Genomic DNA, 19,501 nt, shown 5'->3' with positions numbered 1-19,501 from the left:
CGAAGCGGCCAGAAATCCCCATGCGCATTGTAACTTCCAAGGAGAACCGAAATGGCCAACCGCATCGTCGTCTACTGGCGTGACATTCCTGCCCAGGTGATCATCAAGAAGGGTCGCACCACCGCCAAGCGGGAACTGTCGCTCCGGTTCACCGAAGCGATCGATATGTGCGCCATGCGCACGGGTGCCGCCGAAACCGATGACTACCTGGCCGAATGGCGCCGGGCAGACCCGGTTGAAGTCTCCGACGATCTGGAAGCCGAGGCCGACAAGGCAACGGCGGAGCTTGAAGCAGCCTATGACAAGGAGCGCCTGGTTGCCCTCGTCAAGGGCGGAGGCAGGGAGAGCCATGGCTGACCAACCGACGAAACCGACACAGGCAAGCCTCAACAAGAAGTCGGCCCAAGCCACGTCCTACAAACCGTCGGGCGTGTCCGCCACCGGCCGCAAGGCCCGCAGCTTTGCCGTCAGACTGTGGTCGGTACGTCACTCCCGGACGCTGGAATGGTTCTACGGCCATTTCGCGGACTTGTTTCTCAAGCTTCATCCGCTCTGGAAAGCGGTCGGTTACGAGCGGGCCGAAGGGCCGATCAAGTTCATCGAGAAACACACCAAGGGCTTCCTGTTCGACTGCCGCATGTGCGGCCAGTGCGTGCTGTCATCGACCGGCATGTCATGCCCGATGAATTGCCCCAAGCAATTGCGCAACGGACCCTGCGGCGGGGTCCGCGCCAACGGCCATTGCGAGGTCGAGCCCGACATGCCCTGCGTCTGGGTTCAGGCATGGTCCGGCGCCAACCGGATGAACGGCCGCGACAACATTTTCGATGTTCAGAAGCCGGTTGACCAGTCGCTGCGCGAGACCTCGTCCTGGTTGCGCGTCACAGCCCTCGCCGCCGCCGAACGTGAAGCCGCAGAAACCCCGGGAACGCCACAATGAGCCAACAGGATTCCAATCCGCTTGATCCCAGCGCCCTGCTCGAGCCCCAGCCCGGCCATTCGTCCCTTGGGAGACTGGAGCGGATCCTGCGCCGTGGCGAGTTCGCCGTCACCGCCGAACTCAACCCGCCCGACAGCGCCGACCCGCATGACGTCTACGAGCGCGCCGCCATCTTCGACGGCTGGGTCGACGGCATCAACGCTGTCGATGCATCCGGCGCCAATGCGCACATGTCCTCGGTCGGCATCTGCGCGCTGCTGACCCGCATGGGCTACGCACCCATCATGCAGATCTCCTGCCGCGACAAGAACCGCATCGCCATCCAGGGCGATGTACTCGGCGCCTCTGCCATGGGCGTGCAGAACATCCTCTGCCTGACCGGCGACGGCGTGCAGGCAGGCGATCAGCCCGGCGCAAAGCCGGTCTTCGATCTCGACTGCATGTCGCTTCTCGAAACCATCCGCATCATGCGCGACAACTCCAAATTCCTCTCGGGCCGCAAGCTGACCAGCGCTCCGACGGTTTTTCTCGGCGCTGCCATCAACCCCTTTGCCCCGCCGCATGACTTCCGCCCGCACCGCCTGGCCAAGAAGATCGCCGCCGGCGCCCAGTTCGTTCAGAGCCAGTATTGTTACGACGTGCCGATGTTCAAAAACTATATGAGCCAAGTGCGCGACATGGGACTCGACAAGGAGTGCTTCATCATGTGCGGCGTCGGCCCGCTGGCCTCGGCGCGCACGGCCAGATGGATGCGCTCGAACGTTCCCGGCGTCCATATCCCTGACGACATCATCAAGCGGCTGGAAGGCGCGGAAGACCAGAAGAAGGAAGGCAAGCAGCTCTGCATCGACATCATCAACGAGGTCAAGGAGATCGAAGGCGTCTCCGGCATCCATGTCATGGCCTACCGCCAGGAAGAGTTCGTCGCCGAGATCGTGCACGATTCCGGGGTCCTCAAGGGCCGCAGGCCCTGGCGCAAGGAACCAAATCCCGTGGACCAGATGGTGGCTGATCGCATGGAGGAAATCCTCGAAGAGCCGAAACATTTGCTGCATGAAATGGCAGGAGCGGCAGGTGACGCCGACTCTCAGGAATGAGCCCGGAGACTTGCACTCACCGTCGAACCGTTATAACGATATAAACAAATCTTTATGTCTACACCGCAAGGATCGAACATGACCCGCACTATCGTCGCCTCCGCCACCCGAGAAGTGATCATCGGCTTTGATCAGCCTTTCTGCGTGATCGGCGAACGCATCAATCCGACCGGACGCAAGAAGCTCGCCGCCGAGATGATCGAAGGAAACTTCGAGACCGTTATCAAGGATGCACTCGAGCAGGTCGCCGCGGGCGCAACCATGCTCGACGTCAATGCCGGCGTCACCTCGGTCAATCCGAACGAGACCGAGCCGGGCCTTCTGGTGCAGACCATGGAAATCGTCCAGGGCCTGGTCGATGTTCCGCTGTCAATCGACAGTTCGGTGACCGCGGCCATCGAAGCTGCCCTGAAGGTCGCCACGGGCCGCCCGCTGGTCAATTCGGTCACCGGCGAGGAAGAAAAGCTTGAGGCAATCCTGCCGCTGATCAAGAAATACGACGTGCCGGTGGTGGCGATCTCCAACGACGAGACCGGCATTTCCATGGATCCCGATGTGCGCTTCGCCGTTGCCAAGAAGATTGTCGAGCGCGCCATGGATTTCGGCATCAAGCCCTGTGACATCGTCGTCGACCCGCTGGTCATGCCGATCGGCGCCCTCGGTGATGCCGGCCGCCAGGTCTTCGCGCTGCTGCACCGGCTGCGTAACGAGCTCAAGGTCAACACCACTTGCGGCCTGTCCAACGTCTCTTTCGGCCTGCCGCATCGCCACGGCATCAACGCGGGCTTCATTCCCATGGTGATCGGCGCAGGCATGACCTCGGCCATCATGAACCCCTGCCGTCCGCAGGAAATGGAAGCGGTCCGCGCTGCCAACGTGCTCAATGGCACCGATCCCAACTGCACCAACTGGATCAAGACATACAAGGACTACCAGCCGCATGTGGCTGGTTCCGCCCCTGCCCCGCAGGCGGCTTCATCCGGTGAAGGCGGCCGCCGTCGTGGCGGACGCGCCGCCCGTTCAGGTGGTGGAGCATAAACCAGCCATGACCGACCACCTCGTCCTGTTCATGCCGTCGGGAAAGCGGGGCCGCTTTCCCACCGACACGCCCGTACTCGATGCCGCCCGGCAGTTGGGCGTGCATGTCGAAAGCGTCTGTGGCGGTCGCGGCATTTGCGGACGCTGCCAGGTCGACGTGCAGGAAGGCGTGTTTGCCAAACATGGCATCACCTCTTCCAACGAGCACATCTCGCCCTTTGGCGGCAACGAGGTGCGTTACGCCGAAAAGCGTGACCTGAAAGAAGGCCGCAGGTTGTCCTGCTCGGCCAGGATTCTCGGCGACCTCGTCATCGACATCCCGCAGGATACCGTGGTCAATGCGCAGGTGGTGCGCAAGGATTCCGATGGCCGCCTGATCGAACGCAACCCGGCGATCCAGATGTGTTACGTCGAAGTCGAAGAGCCCGACATGCACAAGCCGCTCGGCGATCTCGACCGGCTGCTGCAGGCGGTCGAGGCCGACTGGGGCTTCAAGAACCTCGCAATCGACACCTACCTGCTCGGCCAGGTTCAGAAGATCCTGCGCGCGGGAGACTGGAAGGTAACCGCCGCCATCCATGAACCCGTCCACGGCGGACCGGCGACACTGGTCGCGCTCTATCCGGGGCTGAAGAACGAAGCCTACGGCATTGCCTGCGACATCGGTTCGACCACCATCGCCATGCATCTCTCGTCGCTCCTGTCCGGACGCACCCTCGCTTCTTCGGGCACATCCAATCCGCAGATCCGCTTCGGCGAAGACCTGATGAGCCGGGTCTCCTACGTGATGATGAACCCCGAGGGCCGCGAGGGCATGACCAATGCCGTGCGCGAGGCGCTCAATGGCCTGATCGACAATGTCTGCAAGCAGGGCGAGATCGAACGCACCGACATTCTCGACGCTGTTTTCGTCGGCAACCCGATCATGCATCACCTGTTCCTGGGCATCGACCCGACCGAGCTTGGCGGCGCGCCCTTCGCGCTCGCGGTTTCCGGCGCGGTCAACATCAAGTCCTCCGAGATCGACCTTCCGCTCAACCCCGGTGCAAGGGTCTACATGCTGCCCTGCATCGCAGGCCATGTCGGCGCAGACGCGGCCGCGGCGACCCTGACCGAAGGTCCGCACCGTCAGGACGAGATGATGCTGCTGGTCGATGTCGGCACCAACGCCGAGATCGTGCTCGGCAACCGGGAACGCACCGTGGCCGCCTCCTCGCCCACCGGCCCGGCATTCGAGGGTGCTGAAATCTCCTGTGGCCAGCGCGCCGCCCCCGGCGCCATCGAGCGCATCCGCATAGATCCCGTCACACTCGAACCGCGCTACCGCGTGATCGGCATCGAGCCCTGGTCCGATGAACCCGGATTTGAAGAAGCCGCGAAGAAAGTCGGCGTCACCGGCGTCTGCGGCTCCGGCATCATCGAGATCATCGCCGAGATGTATCTCGCCGGCATCATCACCGAAGACGGCGTCATCAACGGCGACCTCGCGGCGACCAACCCGCGCATCGTCGGCAATGGCCGTACCTTCTCCTATCTGCTGCGCGATGGCGAACAGCGCCTGATGGTGAGCCAGACCGATGTCCGCGCCATCCAGCTGGCCAAGGCCGCGCTCTACGCCGGCGTCAAGCTGCTGATGGACAAGCAGGGCATCGATCACGTTGACCGTATCGGCCTCGCCGGCGCCTTCGGCTCCTTCATCGACCCCAAATACGCGCTGGTTCTCGGCCTTGTGCCCGATTGCGATCTGGAAAAGGTCAAGGCGGTCGGCAACGCAGCTGGCACCGGAGCCCGCATGGCGCTCTTGAACCGCGATCACCGCCGCGAGATCGAGCAGACGGTCACCCGCATCGAGAAGATCGAAACCGCGCTGGAGTCGAAATTCCAGGAGCATTTCGTCAACGCCATGGCGTTCCCCAACAAGGTCGATGCCTTCCCGCGGCTCGCCGAAGTGGTCAAATTGCCCGAACGCTCGATGGACACCGACGCGGCCGCCGGCATCGAGCCCGGTGTCGCACGCCGCCGCGGCGGGCGACGCAACCGCGGCTGAAATTCGGCTTTACCCGAATCGGGCTTGCGGCTACGGCATAGGCGTGACCTCCCTGATCCGTTCACCGCTGTTTCTGGTAATCACCCTGTGGGCCGCCGGCCTTGGGGCTGCGGCGCAATTTGCCAAGATCGTGGTGATCTTTCCCGAACTGCAGGCCCATTATGGTGAGACCGGCGCAATCTCCGGGTACCTCGTCTCGCTTATTTCCGTCATGGGCATGCTGTTTGGTCTGGTCGCCGGTGTCATGGCCATCCAGATCGGCGTCCGGCGCCTGCTGCTCTCGGGGCTTTATCTCGGCGCAGCTGTTTCGGCCTGGCAGACAACCTTGCCGGGTTTCGAGTGGATGCTGGCAAGCCGCCTGCTTGAAGGCATGTCCCACCTGGCAATCGTTGTCTCTGCCCCGACCCTGATCGCCCAGTTCACCACCCAGCGGCATCAGGCCAAGGCGCTCACCCTGTGGGGCACCTATTTCGGCGTCGCCTTTGCCGGCATCGCCTTGTCTGCGCCGTTGATCCTTGAAATCGCCGGGCTTGGCGGCCTGTCCGCCCTTCATGCGGCCTATATGGCCATCTTCGCGCTTCTCCTGACCGTGGTTCTGCCGGCCGAGGATCGCCGCGCAGTGCCGCCCTGGCCGTCGTTCCGCGATATCCTGCGCCGTCACGTCACCGCCTACACATCACCCTTCATCACCGCACCGGCACTGGGATGGCTGTTTTACACGCTGACATTTGTCTCGATGCTGACCATCCTGCCGACCATGGTGGATCCCGCCCAGCGCGCCTTCGTCGCCGCTGCCATGCCGCTGGCAAGCATCGTGGCGTCGATGACCATAGGCAACGTGCTGCTTGGACGCTTCACTGCCGTATCCGTCATCATCATCGGATTTGCACTCGCCATCGGCCTCGTTCTGGTCTTTCTGCTCACAGGCCCCGACGCGTGGCTTTTCATTGCCATTTTCGCGGCACTGGGGCTGGTTCAGGGCGCAAGCTTTGCCGCTGTGCCACAGCTCAACGCATCGCTGCCTGACCGGGCACTGGCCAATGGCGCCATTGCCCAGACCGGAAACCTTGGCAACGCGCTCGGCACCCCGGCAATGCTGGCGGTTGCCGCCACAGGCGCGGCCACCGGTCTGCCGGCGCTGCTGATCGGCTGTTATGCCATTGCGATTGCTGTCCACCTGGCTCTGGCCCGCAGCCGGGCCAAGGCACCGGCTACGCCTGTTTCAGGTAACTGAGGCTGTCTGGCCTCATTCCGGCCAGATGTACTTGCCACGCGCCCAGCCAAGCTCGGCATCATCGGTCATCACCTGGCACCAGACATAGGCTTTCTTCATCTGGGCGTATTTCCAGGCGGCGCTGCCGTAGCCATCGATCCGGAACGAGACATTGGTGACAATGTTCTTGCAGCGCCCGGTCATGCTGATGGTCTCATTCAGCCCGTAGGCATCTATGATCCTGGATTGAGCCGACGGCCACTTGCGGATGTTGAGCGCGTCGTCCGGCGCGATTGCCGTGATCGTGCCCGCGGTAAAGGCCGATGAAAGCGCCGGAGCAGCCGTCATGGCGACAGTCGCTGCAGCAAGCGCAAGGATAATGCGGATGGATGATTTCATGAGCTTGTCTCCCCTTCGGCGCGGGGTTGAGTGCGCCGGCATGAGCAAACTACAAAGGCGCACCTAACCCTGACCTGAATATCCCGTTCAGCCGGAATTCATCAAAAGCCCCTCACCGCATACGCAGTGCCTAAACGTCGAACTCTCCGGTCTGTCCGAACCGTTCGAAGCAGGAGCGGAAGTGGTCGCTGAGCGCGCAAACCTGGGGCGACGGATCTGCCGCCACCTTGAGCAGCAGCTGGTACTGGCCCGGTGCCGGCAATCCGCATTCCTCTTCCAGGATCTGCACATCCGGCCCGACGAAACTCCGGCCCATCGGCGCGATGGCGAGGTCCGCCAGGATTGCCGCCCGCTGACCGGCCATGTGTGACGTCATGAACGCCACCCGGTAGGCCCGCCCTATTCTCTCCAGCGCAGACAGCGCACTTTCGCGCCACACGCAGCCCTCGTCCCACATCGAGACAGGCAGCGGGTCCATCAGGCACGCCTGACCGCCCTTAGCACCGGCCCAGACGATGTCATCGGTCATCATCACTTCGCCCGGCTCCGGTGTGTGGTTTTTCATGCAGCTGACCAGGGCGATATCGATATGCCCCGAGGCAAACCGCTTGAGCAGGCTGGAGGACTGGTCGATCACCACGTCTACGACCACCGAAGGGTGCGACTTGGCGAACATCTTGAGCACGCCCGGCAGCACGGCCTCTCCATAATCAGACGGAGATCCGATCCGCACCACGCCCGACACCTCGGAGGTGACAAAGCGGGAGATGGCTTCCCGGTTCAGCGCGATCAGCCGCCGCGCATAGCCAAGCAGCACCTCCCCGTCGCGGGTGAGCGAGACATTCCGCGCGTCGCGCAGAAACACTGACACCCCCAACTGCTCTTCGAGCCGCTTGATCTGCATCGAGACCGCCGACGGCGTCCGGTAGATCCGCGCTGCCGCAGCCGTGAAACTGCCGGTCTCGGCGATGGCGACAAAGCTGCGCAGGACATCCGGATCCAGCATCAACAGAGGGTGATTGAGTGGTGCGTTCATATCATTCAATTCCGTTGATCGTTCCGGTCAATTCATTTCGTTTGATTGAACAATGCATCGGGGGGATGCTGTTGTCAATCCAGCCAGGCTGGTCAACACCGACACAGGAGACACCATTATGTTCGGTATTTCTCAGGTTATGCGCCATGCCCGCCGGTGGCATGCCAACCACAAGCGTGCTGCCATGGAACGGACCATCCTGGACCTTCCGATCGAACTGCAGAAGGACATCGGCTGGCAGGCTCCCCGGGACCAGCCAACACAGAACAGGAAGCACAACGACATCCATGCCCGACCGATCCTGTGACGCCTGTCAGCCCATGTCGCAAGCCGAAAAAATTCCGCAATCATCCCCGTGACAAACCGGGATTTTTATGGCCTGATCACGACATGGGCCTCTGCGAGGCGCGCACAGGATTTTGGGCATGGCCTCACAGAACAAACCGAAGCGGTCGATTGTCTTTTTCATGGTTCCGGACTTCTCGATGATCGCCTTTTCGATGGCCATCGAACCCCTCCGGCTGGCCAACCGGATGCTGGGCTATGAATGCTACCAGTGGCGCCTGACTTCGCATGATGGCGAGGCTGTGCCGGCATCCAACCAGGTCGTCGTCAACGTCAACACGTCGCTCGCCGACGAGCGGCGCAGCCTGTCGGGTGAAAACCGGCCGACCATGGTGTTTGTCTGTTCCGGCACCAATGTCGAACGGTTCCAGAACAAGTCGGTTCTGGCCTGGTTGCGCGAGGAGCACAATCGCGGCGTTGCCGTCGGAGGCTTGTGCACAGGTGCCCATATCCTGGCGCAGGCGGGCCTGCTGTCGGGACGCCGTTGCGCCATCCACTGGGAAAACCTGCCCGGTTTCGCCGAAGCCTTCCCCAAGGCCAATGTCTTTGCCGACCTTTACGAGATCGACGGCTCCATCCACACCTGCGCCGGAGGGACCGCGGCTCTCGACATGATGCTGAGCCTGATCGGCCAGGATCATGACGACACGCTGGTCAACCGGATCTGTGAAATGGCGCTCACGGACCGTGTCCGCAACGCCCATGACCGCCAGCGCCTGCCGTTGCGCGCCCGTCTCGGTGTGCAGAACGCCAAGGTGCTGTCGATCATCGAGTTGATGGAAGCAAACCTCTCCGAACCACTGTCGCTGATCGAGATCGCCGACGATGCCGGCCTGTCGCGGCGGCAGATCGAACGCCTGTTCCGCCAGGAAATGGGCCGTTCACCGGCGCGCTATTATCTGGAAATCCGTCTTGACCGGGCGCGGCACCTGCTCATCCAGTCACCGATGCCGGTGGTCGAAGTGGCCGTAGCCTGCGGCTTCGTTTCCGCTTCGCACTTCTCGAAATGCTACCGCGAACTCTACAACCGCTCACCGCAGCAGGAACGCGCCGAGCGCAAGCAGTACCTGACGGCCGCCTGAGAATCGGCGGCCGCGGCCACGCGGCCGAAGCACCAATGGATCAGGCGGACACCGCGACGTCCGAGTAAGGTGCCGCAGCCCGTTTAAGAGCTTCCATCTTCCTCAGAATCCCGATGTTCTGCGCGATACGGCACTGAAACTCTTCCTGGACAAACGGGCGGTAGAGAAAATCGCTGGCTCCGGCCTTCAGAAAGCTTGCCGAAAGTTCCGGGTCTGCCGAGTTGGAAATGCCGATGATGCGCAACATGTCGTCGGTATAGTCCCGCCGCAGTTTGCGGGTCAGCTGATAGCCGTCCATGTCGCCCATGTGATAATCGGTCAGCACCAGCTGGATGTCGGGGTTTTCCGCAATCATCTCCAGCGCCTGCTGCCCCGAAGCAGCTTCGACAACCTCGAATTTCTGCGCACGCAGCATGGCCGACAGGATGCTGCGCTGGGTCTTGGTGTCATCCACCACCAGTATCCGGTAGTTGCGGTTGGAAATGATCCGCTGAACCGCCGTGACGATTTCATCAAACGCCCGGTCCGTATCCTTGATCACGTAGTCGAGCACATTCTTCTTCAGAATGCTGGCGCGCGTGTTGAAATCGAACTTGCCCGTAAAGACGATCGTCGGCAAATCGATTTCCAACGCGTAGTCAAGCGCCTCGCAATGCGGCGAATCCGGCAGGTTGAGATCCGTGACAGCCACGAAAAAACCGTGCCCGGCATCGCTGGCAGCCTGTTTCATTTCCGCCAGCGAGCTGCAGGTAACGACATCGACCCCGAGATCGGTCTCGAACCTGAATTTGAGCGCCGAAGTAAACATCCGTGAATCTTCGACCAGCAGGACACGAAGGCGTTCCCCGGTCAGAGACGGATAGGCTTGCATTTCGAGTTCGTTTGAAGCTCTCGGCATCAGCTACTCCATTGCTACGCAGGCCGATCGCACGGGTGCCGGATCGGGTGCAGGTCGGGTTATGCGACTTTCGCCGCCGCCATGTTTCCCTTCAACCGTCGTGCGGATTTGATCTGGTCAAGCGTATCCAGGTTCTGGTTCACACGGCAGTAGAATTCCTCGTCGACGTAAGGCCGCAACATGAAATCATTGCCGCCGGCCTTCAGGAAGCGCGCCGACAGGAACCGGTTGTCTGACGACGAGACACCGATAATGCGCAACTCGTGGCTGCCGCGAACCGATCGCAGGCGCCGGGTCAACTCGAAACCATCGATATCGGGCATGTTGTAGTCGGTGATCACAAGGCCGATATCCGGCGTCACCTTCAGCAGGCTCAAGGCCTCGGCTCCGCTTTCGGCGGCAGTGACCTTGAAATTGAAACGCTCAAGCCGGCTGCGCAGAAGCGCACGCGCCGTCGGGCTGTCATCGACGATGAGCACATGGTGGCGGTGGTTGGTCAGGAACCGGCACACCGATTCCTCGAGCATGTCGATCGCCAGGATGCTGTCCTTGATGACGTAGTCGACAATGTCACGAGCGAGAATGCCTTCCCGGGTTTCCTCATGGAAGGTTCCGGTGAAAACGATGATCGGGATCGACAGTCCGGCAAGGTAGGCCAGCGCCTCGCCGTTTTCTGCACCGGGCAGATTGATATTCGAAATCGCCAGCGTGATCGGCCGGTCATTGTAGTCATATGCCAGCTGAAGCTCTTCGAAAGAGCGGCAGATCTCGATGTCGATATCAAAGCTTTCTTTCAGCTTCTGACCAATCATCGAGGTGAAGACATTCGAATCCTCAGCCACGATGATGCGGTGGTCACCAAGTGATCCACCTGAATATTGCATACCTGAAAGCCCGATAAACATTTATGCCCCCTGTTTTATAGGTCAGGCTAATCATGCCGGGATTGAATTTCGGTTAACACAACCGGTCGAAATCAGCACTCGCATGAGCTGAGACGGTCCGGAATCGGCACACATTTGCAGCCCGGAAACTCGGGCCCGGGACACGCACCAGATCCGGTTCAAACCGGTTGCCGCCCACTGCCATCGCCCGCTCCAACGGAGCAGGCGCCTTTTCAGGCGGCATGCAGGAAATCAGCTCCTGGGCTTGAGGTTCTCGGGGTCGTAAAGCGGCCTGTAGCCGACTGCCGCCACTTCAACCGGATAGGTCTCGCTGAAATACTCGACGTTGAGCTTGCGCCCTACCTGGCAGTAATCCCATGGCAGATAGGCAAGTGCGATGTTCTTTCCGATGGTGGGACCGTAGGCGATCGACGTCGTATAGGAGCGGCGGCCGAGTTCGTCGACAAGGGTCTCGCCGGTTTCCGGATCCATCACCGGCAGAATGCCGACCGGATAGCGGGCTACGCCCCTGGCGTCGGTATTGTCGGTCATCACCAGCGTGCACAGCATGGCCGGCTGATGCTCCCGCGCCTTGTATTCAAGGTGCCTGGCCTTGCCGCGGAAATCGGCCTCCTTGACCTTCGGGCGCGCCAGATCGGCTTCGATCAGATTGTACTGGGTCAACAGATCGGCATTCTGCAGCCGCAGGCTCTTTTCCATGCGGCGGGAGTTTGCATAGGTCTCCACCCCGACCGGCGTGACACCGGTCGACCGGAGCGCATCCCAGACGGCAAGACCGTCCTCGTACTTCATGTGCAACTCCCACCCCTGCTCGCCGACATAGGAGAGCCGGAAGGCCGACACCGTCTTGCCGGCGATCTCGATCGGCTTGATCGCAGCAAAGGCGAAGTTTTCAACATCAAGACCCGTTGGGTCGGCAACGACCTTTTTCAGCGTGTCACGGGCATTCGGGCCCCAGATGCCGATTGTGGTGTAGGCCTCGGTGACATCGGTGATGGTGACGTCATAGCCTTTGTCCTCGGCCATGCGCCGCATGTAGTGGAAATCGCGCGGGCCGGCGTCCGCTCCATTGATCAGGCGGCAGCGGTCAGCCATGCGGATGACCGTGAAATCGGCCCGTACCATGCCCTCATCGTCGAGGAAGTGGGTGTAGATGCCCTTGCCGATATTGTTGTCGCCGCCGATCCTGGCAGCACACAGCCACTCCATCAGCGCAACATGATCCGGCCCCTCGATGTCGACCATGTGGAAGTGCGACAGGTTGATGATGCCGCAATCCTCGGAAAGCTGCAGATGCTCGGCATTGGACACGCGCCAGAAATGCCGGTTGTCCCATTCGTTCTCGCGGACCGGAACACGCTCGCCGAACTTCTCGAGCAGATGTTCGTTCGCCGCATAGCCATGCGCCCGCTCCCAGCCGCCCAGTTCCATGAAATGGCCGCCAAGCTCGACTTCGCGTTCATAAAATGGCGAGCGCTTGACGCCGCGGCTCGATGCATAGGGCTCGCGCGGATGGATGGCCGGAAAATAGATCTTCTGCGCCGCTTCGTAGCAGCGGTTCTCGATGAATTCCTCGGTCATCTGGTGCGGATAGAAGCGCGCGTAATCAATCGAGTTGTGATCGATCTCGGTGCGTCCGTCGGTCATCCAGTCGGCGATCAGCTTGCCATAGCCGGGTCCGTCCTTGACCCAGATGGCGACGCAGTACCAGAGCCCGCGCACCTTCTGGCTTTCGCCACAGGATGGCCCGCCGGCGGCAGACACCTGAAGCAGGCCATTGAAGGAGTGGTTTTCATTGTAGCCGAGCTCGCCAAGGATCGGCGTCAGCTCCATCGCGCGCTCCAGCGGCTCGATGATCTGCTCCATGTCGAGATCGCGCTGCGAGGGAGACAGCCGCGCTTCGTTCTTCTCCAGAATGTCGCGCGGATGGCACAGGCGCGGCTTGTCTGTCTCGTAGTAACCCCACTCGATCTGCCCGCCCTCGGCGGTTTTCGGATCGCCGGTATCGCGCATATAGGCCGAATTGCCCTGGTCTCGCATCAGTGGCCAGCCGATATCCTTGCCGGTGCCTTCAAACTCGGTGTAGGGGCCGAAAAAAGTCAGCGGATGATCGACCGGCATCACCGGCAGGTCCTCGCCCACCATCTCCGCGATCAGGCGTCCCCAGATGCCGGCACAAACGACGACATGATCGGCCATGATGGTACCGCGATGGGTGACGACGCCCTTGATCCGGCCGCCCTCGACAATCAACGATTGCGCCGGCGTATTGGCGAAAACCTTCAGCTTGCCGCTCTGCTCGCCCGCATCGACGAGCTTGCCGGCAACCGTCTGCGAGCGTGGAATGACCAGGCCGGCATCCGGATCCCACAAGGCGCCGGCAACCATTTCTTCTTCGACCAACGGGAATTTTGCCTTCACCTCGGCGGGACCGATAAAGCTGGCCCGGGTACCAAAGGCCTTGCCGGAAGAAATCTTGCGCTTGATTTCCTCCATCCATGCATCGTCACCGGCGCGCACGATTTCCAGCCCGCCGATGCGGGCGTAATGGCCCATCTTCTCGAAGAAATCGATCGAGTACTGCGTCGTCCAGACAGACAGATAATCATGGCTGGTCGTGTAGCAAAAGTCGGATGCATGCGCCGTCGAGCCGATATCGGTGGGCACGCCGGACTTGTCGATGCCGACAATGTCGTCCCATCCGCGCTCGATAAGGTGATGTGCGATGGAGGCACCAACGATGCCGCCCACGCCAATGATGACTACCTTCGCCTTTTCCGGAAACCCTGCCATTGTCTTCTACCCTGATTGCGCCTGACGCAGAATTTATGATCTGCCACATCGAAACTAGAGCCTGTCTACGACATTATCGCCATACAAGGACGACCAGTGACCTGTGGACCAGCGATCTCGGAAGCCGGCAATTGCAAGAGCGCAACGCCCCAAGGCAACCGGCCGGAATCGCATGGTCGTTGCGGTGCCAAGCGTAACATCTTGAAAGAATTGCCTGACATGCAAATCCGGCACATCGAAAAATCGTCGACCGCCTTCCTGGAAATGACCGGAAACCGGGACATGGCCAAAACCAAAGAGCATTGCCGGGCGCTGGTCGCGGCACCATGCCTGCGCCGGTGCGGGATGTGAAAAATACGTGAAACGGCGCCCCTCGCCTTCGGCTAGCGCACGGACTGCGGTATGTTTGTTCCAGATACGGAACGGGGACCAGCAGAATGCGCTATGTCAACCGAAATGCCGTGCCAGCGCCGAAAACGCTTGCAAGTTCACCTTTCAACAAGATGCGGGAAAGTTATCTCGCCTATCTCAGGCTGGACGAGAAACAACGCTCACAGACAACACCACCCGACAGGCACCTGCCCTACGACGACGATCTCGACAGGGCCCTTTCCGAGCTGTTTTCGGATCAGTGCGCCTTTTGCGAATCCCGAACGAAACTCACGGCCTACCGCTTTCGCCCGACCAGCGATGCGTTGCCGGTGGGCAAGGACCAGTTCGCGTTCATGGCCTATGGCTGGCTGGCCGACGCCTGGCAGAACCTCTATCCGGTTTGCAGGGAATGCAGACCGAAGCAACTCAACTTCTTCCCGGTCGCCACGCGTCGCAGCAGCGTACCCAGCGCACCGGAATACAAGGCCTATGCCGACAAGAATGATGGCCTTTGGCACCTTCCGGTGTCGGAAAAGAACCTTCTGCTCGATCCCTGCAACGACCGCGATATCGCCCGCCATCTCATCCTTGCCGACAACGGGTTCCTGACCGAGCTTTCCGCCCGCGGCGAAGCGACGATCGCGCATTTCAATCTCAACCGGCTCAGCCTGGTCAACAGGCGCGGCATTGCAAGAGAACGCCTGGCCCGCGACGTTTCCTTGTTGTCCAGCCGGCCGGACTCCTATTTTGCATCCAAGGCATGGGTTTCGGAGACAGAATTCCCCGGCCTCATGGCAAGTTACATCAAGTCGACCAGGTCGAAGTCCAGCGGACAGCCTGCAATCTCGGCGCCGGTCAAGGGCTTGCGAAAGCCCGCAAAGGCAAGCGGTCCGAAGAAGGACGCTCTCTCGCGATGGCAGTTGGCGACGGTCAAGATCAGGTCCTTCAAGTCTCTCGAGCAGGTTGAGTTCGAGATGCCCGCGCGCAATGACGAGCAGGGCAAAAGCCTCACCCCTGCACTCATGATCCTCGGGGAGAACGCCACCGGCAAAAGTTCGATCCTTGAAGCCATCACGTTGACCCTGGCGTCGAAAGATGCCCGCCAGGCCCTCGGCATCAAGCCCGAAAACCTGCTCCTCAACCCGACATTCATGGGTGATCAGAAAAAGCGGCGCCGCAGTTCGGCAAGCGTGCACATCGGCTTTACCGACGGCAATGGCAAATCGCTTGAGGTTGGCCTCAAGCTCACGTCCAGGGGCTTCACCGTCGATGGCAAGTTCCCGCCCGGCATTCCGGTTTTCGCCTACGGTGCCTATCGCCACTATCTCAACGACTTTCTCGAATGGGAACCGCACCGCAATATCGTCAGCCTGTTCAAGAGCGACAGCCTTCTGTCCAATCCGGAAAAATGGCTCCTGGAGATCAGCCAGACCAAATTCAACATGGTGGTCAGGTCACTGCGTCACGTTTTTGGAATCGGCGAAGACTTCAATGTGATCGAGCGCGACCAGAAGGCCAAGCGATGCATGGTCGTGGTCGAGTGGGCCAATGGCAAACTGTCCAAGACACCTTTGTCCAGCGTGTCTTCCGGTTTCAGAACCATCCTGGCGCTGACATGCGACATGATGCGCTGGCTTCTCGACGAGAAGCTCGATTGGGATTTTCAGACCCTCAATGATGCACACGGCATCGTCATGATCGATGAGGTGGAGGCGCATCTGCATCCCCGCTGGAAAGTCCGCATCATGGAGGGATTGCGCAAGGCGCTTCCCAAGATGACCTTCATCGTCACGACCCACGATCCGCTTTGCGTCAGGGGCATGCTCGACGAAGAAGTCATGGTGCTGCAACGCCTTCCGGGGCCCGCGCTGGACTCGAACCTGCCGGTGGCGATCGAGACCCTGACGAAACTCCCCAATGTGTCGCAACTGACCATCGAGCAATTGCTGACCTCCGACCTCTTCAGCCTGTTCGACACGGATGATCCGGTCAGCGGAAAGGCCATGGCGGAACTGGCCGACAGCCTCGTCAAGTCGCGCAGCGAACCGATCGACGAAAACTCCCCGGCAGCCCGGATGCTGCAGAAATTCCGTCGCGAGATCGAGGAGGCGCTTCCCATTGGCAACACCGAGGTGTCGCGCATCGTCCACGAGGCGGTAAGTTCCTATATCATCAAGCGCGGCAACATGAATGCCACGGCCCGCGTCGGGCTGCGTGAGGACACCAAGAAAACCATTCTTGAAGCCTTGGAGCGGCCATATGCGTAGGGTTGACCGGGCAACGGCTCCACCACCGGGCGATCTCGTCGAGCCGGGATCAAAAGGCCTCATCGAGCTGGAAAAGAGCCGCGCGCACATCGCCGATCCGGAAAAAAGCAAGAAGGCTTACCCGTTCAAGGCCTACAAGGCCGATGGAGTGAAGGCAGCGCTGCATGGCCTGTTTCACGGCAAGTGCGCCTATTGTGAAAGCTACTACCAGGCCCAGGCGCCCGTTGATGTTGAACATTTCCGGCCCAAGGGCGCAGTCGAGGGAGAGGACGACCACCCCGGTTACTGGTGGCTGGCGATGGCATGGGACAACCTTCTGCCCAGTTGCATCGACTGCAACCGGCGCCGCCGGCAGAAAACGCCCTCCCCCAAGATCAGCTTGTCCGAATTGAACGAAGCCGCCACCGAGACCATGAACACCGGCAAGAAGGATGCCTTTCCGGTCGCCGGTACCAGGGCCATCGGGGAAACCGACAATATTGGCGGCGAGGATGCCTATCTCATCGATCCATGCCGCGAAGATCCCGCTGACTTTCTCGAGTTCTACATCAATCACGCAAGACCCATCGGCCTTGTGCTGCCCAAGACCCGCAAAGGCGGGTCGGGGAGCGTGCCGGACACCGGCAACACGGACCAGATCATCAGCAATGCCCGGGCCAGAAAGAATGCCGTTCGAGGCGCGGTTTCCATCCAGGTTTACGGCCTCAACCGCTGGGGTCTTGTGCAGGAGCGCACACGGATACTGCAGCGCCTGGAGTTTTTGCGGCAACTGGTTCTCAAGATTGATCAAACATCGAGCCGGCTGGCTGAGCTTGAGGACGAACGTGCGACCGGGGCATGCAAGGCGCTCGACGACCTTGTCGAACTGATCATCGCCGAAATGGCCGCGATGGCAGAGCCCGAGCAGCCCTACAGCGCGCTGGCGCAACAATGGATCACCGCATTCAAACAAGAACTCGCAACCTCGACCGCAACCATTTGAACTGGAGGAATGCCATGACATCGCCACAACGGAAATGTGACCTGGTGATGAAAGGCGGGATCACCAGCGGAGTGGTCTACCCCATGGCCGTGGTCGAACTCGCCAAGGAGTACCGGTTCCAGAACATCGGCGGCACCTCGGCGGGCGCGATTGCGGCAGTGGTGACGGCCGCTGCCGAATATGGCCGTGACAAGGGTGGTTTCGAGAAGATCGCCGAACTGCCAAATGAACTTTCGGCGGATCTGATCGGCAAGTTTCAACCGGTTCCCGAATTGCGGCCGCTGTTCAATCTCATGCTCGCGGCCATGTCGAAAAGCGTGGGCAAGATCGTTGCAGCTCTTCTGGAAAATTATCGCAGGAGAGCCCTGATATGGGCCCTCCCCGGAATCGTGATCGCAATTGCTCTGGGAATTGTCTCCCATTCGCTCGGCTTCACGCTGCTGGGCCTGTTGCTTGCCGTCCTGGGTGCATTTGCAGGCGCCGGCGCAGCCTTGCTGCGGCAGGTCACGGTGACCTTGCCCAAACATGATTACGGTATCTGCCCGGGCCTCACCCAAGCCGGCAGCAAAGGAGCGGCCCTCACCGATTGGCTAAGCGAGACCATCGACTCCGTGGCAGGTCTCGACGACAGCGAAGGTCCCTTGACCATTGCGCACCTCAAGGAAAAGGGGATCAACGTAAAGACCGTCACCACGGACATCACCACCCACCGGCCCTACATCCTGCCGATTGCAAACAACAACCATGCTTTCTCGGAAGCCGAATTCCGCAAACTGTTTCCCCGGAAGGTGGTCGACCACATGGTTTCGTGCTCCTCGAAGGTGAGCGCGAACTGGGGAAAGGATGCCGGCGATCTGCGCTATTTTCAATCGGATCAATTGCCTGTCGTTGTTCTGGCGCGCATGAGCCTTAGTTTTCCCGGACTGATTTCGGCTGTGCCACTGCACCGGATTGACTACACGCTGGTGAACGAGGCGGTCTATCCGGCGATCAAGCGCTGCCTGTTCTCCGACGGCGGCCTGTCGAGCAATTTTCCGGTTCACTTCTTTGATGAGTTCCTGCCGCAGACGCCGACATTCGGTGTGTCACTCTCCGAATATCACCCCATGCGCATCAGGAAAGAGGATGCCAACAAACCGAAAGCCGGACGGATCACCCTGCCAATCGAAGCGGCGAAAGGACGCTTGCTGCCAACCCACGATTTCAAGGGCCTGCTGGGCTTTGTCATGGCCATGTTCGATAGCGCCAAGGACTGGCAGGATTCGCTTCAGTCCATCTTGCCGGGCTATCGCGAGCGCATTGTGACCGTGAATCTGAAAGAATCCGAAGGCGGCCTGAATCTCCAGATGGAGAGCTCAACAATCAAGTTGCTTTCGGACTTTGGCCAGGATGCCGGCCAGGAAATCAATGACAAGTTCGATCTCGATGAACATCGCTGGAGACGATATCTGGTTGAAGTCCAGGCGATCGAGGAAATGCTGGAGCAGTTCGCAAATTCCTACTCGGACACAACGCCGCAACCGGGCAGCCTCGCCTACCCCGATCTTGCAGTGAACTACCAGCCGAAATCCTTCGGAGAACTGAAGCCCGCCCAACGCGAAGTGATCAAGGCAAAGGCCGAGAAGATTGCGGCTCTGGGCAAGGCATTGACGGCGGAAACGCCCATCAGCAAATACGCGAGCGTTCTGCCCAAGAGCCAGTCCAGACTGCGCAACATCGCAAACATGGACCAGTAAAAGCTCTCCGGCATGCTTGCTGTTCGCGGACCGGTTCTCTGTCCGCGCCCGGTTTCAGGAGGTGTTTCGACTTACTTGATGACAGCGGCGCCGTTGACGATCTCGATGGTTTCGCTGCCGGCAAGGGTTTCGCGGTCGCCAGAAGGCATGGTCACGAAACATCCAGCCGGACAGAAATTGACCGTGGCGCCGGCTTCGACCACCATTTCGATCTTGTCACCGGATTCAGTCACGATCAGTACTTGCGGCTGCGCATCCTTGTTGGTGATGCTTGCAGCGGCCGCGCCGCCAATCATTGCCAGGCTCATGGCGAGACCAAGAATGGTTGTTTTCATCGGTGTCCGGCGGAAT

General features: G+C 60.5%; 17 protein-coding genes. 11 read left to right on the top strand and 6 right to left on the bottom strand.

Annotation, left to right across the window (positions count from 1 at the left end; all coding sequences use genetic code 11):
- Positions 1-51: 51 nt before the first annotated feature.
- The 6 genes from WNY80_RS00170 to WNY80_RS00145 all read left to right on the top strand — a co-directional run bounded on the left by WNY80_RS00170 (position 52) and on the right by WNY80_RS00145 (position 6,356).
- Positions 52-357, top strand: a complete 306-nt coding sequence (locus tag WNY80_RS00170) for a virulence factor (protein WP_342885319.1) — start codon at positions 52-54, stop codon at positions 355-357.
- Entirely contained in the window at positions 350-940 is a 591-nt protein-coding gene (locus WNY80_RS00165) for a methylenetetrahydrofolate reductase C-terminal domain-containing protein (protein WP_342885318.1), read from the top strand. Before WNY80_RS00170 ends, WNY80_RS00165 begins: the two co-directional genes overlap by 8 nt.
- A complete protein-coding gene (locus tag WNY80_RS00160; RefSeq protein WP_342885317.1) occupies positions 937-2,037 on the top strand; it encodes a methylenetetrahydrofolate reductase in 1,101 nt (366 codons plus the stop codon). The genes WNY80_RS00165 and WNY80_RS00160 overlap by 4 nt, the downstream gene beginning before the upstream one ends.
- A 78-nt stretch (positions 2,038-2,115) precedes the next feature.
- Entirely contained in the window at positions 2,116-3,075 is a 960-nt protein-coding gene (locus WNY80_RS00155; RefSeq protein ID WP_342885316.1) for a methyltetrahydrofolate cobalamin methyltransferase, read from the top strand.
- 7 nt (positions 3,076-3,082) lie between these two features.
- Positions 3,083-5,122 (top strand): ASKHA domain-containing protein, encoded by a 2,040-nt coding sequence (locus WNY80_RS00150; protein WP_342885315.1) that lies wholly within the window; start codon positions 3,083-3,085, stop codon positions 5,120-5,122.
- A gap of 43 nt (positions 5,123-5,165) precedes the next feature.
- Positions 5,166-6,356: an MFS transporter gene (locus WNY80_RS00145; protein ID WP_342885314.1), complete on the top strand. Its 1,191-nt coding sequence runs from the start codon at positions 5,166-5,168 to the stop codon at positions 6,354-6,356.
- A 12-nt stretch (positions 6,357-6,368) separates the two neighbouring features.
- Here WNY80_RS00145 and WNY80_RS00140 read toward each other — a convergent pair whose 3' ends face one another.
- Both WNY80_RS00140 and WNY80_RS00135 read right to left on the bottom strand, forming a co-directional pair.
- Positions 6,369-6,734, bottom strand: a complete 366-nt coding sequence (locus WNY80_RS00140) for a hypothetical protein (protein ID WP_342885313.1) — start codon at positions 6,732-6,734, stop codon at positions 6,369-6,371.
- Between the two features lie 130 nt (positions 6,735-6,864).
- Positions 6,865-7,770, bottom strand: a complete 906-nt coding sequence (locus WNY80_RS00135; RefSeq protein WP_342885312.1) for a LysR family transcriptional regulator — start codon at positions 7,768-7,770, stop codon at positions 6,865-6,867.
- Positions 7,771-7,888: 118 nt separating this feature from the next.
- Here WNY80_RS00135 and WNY80_RS00130 point away from each other — a divergent pair, with 118 nt between their 5' ends.
- Both WNY80_RS00130 and WNY80_RS00125 read left to right on the top strand, forming a co-directional pair.
- On the top strand, positions 7,889-8,077 hold the full coding sequence (locus WNY80_RS00130) for a hypothetical protein (RefSeq protein WP_342885311.1): 189 nt from the start codon (positions 7,889-7,891) through the stop codon (positions 8,075-8,077).
- Between the two features lie 118 nt (positions 8,078-8,195).
- Positions 8,196-9,197 carry a GlxA family transcriptional regulator gene (locus WNY80_RS00125; protein ID WP_342885310.1) on the top strand — a complete coding sequence of 334 codons (1,002 nt, stop codon included), beginning with the start codon at positions 8,196-8,198 and terminating at the stop codon, positions 9,195-9,197.
- Positions 9,198-9,237: 40 nt separating this feature from the next.
- On the opposite strand, the gene WNY80_RS00120 is transcribed toward WNY80_RS00125, so the two are convergent.
- From WNY80_RS00120 to WNY80_RS00110, 3 genes are all read right to left on the bottom strand, one after another.
- A complete protein-coding gene (locus tag WNY80_RS00120) occupies positions 9,238-10,095 on the bottom strand; it encodes a response regulator (RefSeq protein WP_342885309.1) in 858 nt (285 codons plus the stop codon).
- A 59-nt stretch (positions 10,096-10,154) separates the two neighbouring features.
- Entirely contained in the window at positions 10,155-11,000 is an 846-nt protein-coding gene (locus tag WNY80_RS00115) for a response regulator (RefSeq protein WP_342885308.1), read from the bottom strand.
- Positions 11,001-11,231: 231 nt separating this feature from the next.
- Positions 11,232-13,793: an FAD-dependent oxidoreductase gene (locus WNY80_RS00110; protein ID WP_342885307.1), complete on the bottom strand. Its 2,562-nt coding sequence runs from the start codon at positions 13,791-13,793 to the stop codon at positions 11,232-11,234.
- A 437-nt stretch (positions 13,794-14,230) separates the two neighbouring features.
- Here WNY80_RS00110 and WNY80_RS00105 point away from each other — a divergent pair, with 437 nt between their 5' ends.
- The 3 genes from WNY80_RS00105 to WNY80_RS00095 are packed head-to-tail and all read left to right on the top strand — an operon-like array spanning position 14,231 to position 19,150.
- Positions 14,231-16,432, top strand: coding sequence for an AAA family ATPase (locus WNY80_RS00105; protein WP_342885306.1), 2,202 nt, complete (start codon positions 14,231-14,233; stop codon positions 16,430-16,432).
- Positions 16,425-17,414, top strand: a complete 990-nt coding sequence (locus tag WNY80_RS00100) for a hypothetical protein (RefSeq protein WP_342885305.1) — start codon at positions 16,425-16,427, stop codon at positions 17,412-17,414. Before WNY80_RS00105 ends, WNY80_RS00100 begins: the two co-directional genes overlap by 8 nt.
- 14 nt (positions 17,415-17,428) lie before the next feature.
- The gene (locus tag WNY80_RS00095; protein WP_342885304.1) at positions 17,429-19,150 is read left to right on the top strand and encodes a patatin-like phospholipase family protein; all 1,722 of its coding nucleotides are present in this window, start codon (positions 17,429-17,431) and stop codon (positions 19,148-19,150) included.
- A 71-nt stretch (positions 19,151-19,221) separates the two neighbouring features.
- Here the strand turns inward: WNY80_RS00095 and WNY80_RS00090 are convergent, their stop codons facing one another.
- Positions 19,222-19,485, bottom strand: a complete 264-nt coding sequence (locus WNY80_RS00090) for a hypothetical protein (RefSeq protein WP_342885303.1) — start codon at positions 19,483-19,485, stop codon at positions 19,222-19,224.
- Between the last annotated feature and the right edge of the window lie 16 nt (positions 19,486-19,501).

Source organism: Hoeflea sp. AS16 (assembly GCF_038900095.1).
In the GTDB taxonomy this organism is placed as follows: Bacteria; Pseudomonadota; Alphaproteobacteria; order Rhizobiales; family Rhizobiaceae; genus Hoeflea.
Note: the sequence above shows the minus strand (reverse complement) of the source record. Positions and strands in the feature narration are given on the sequence as shown.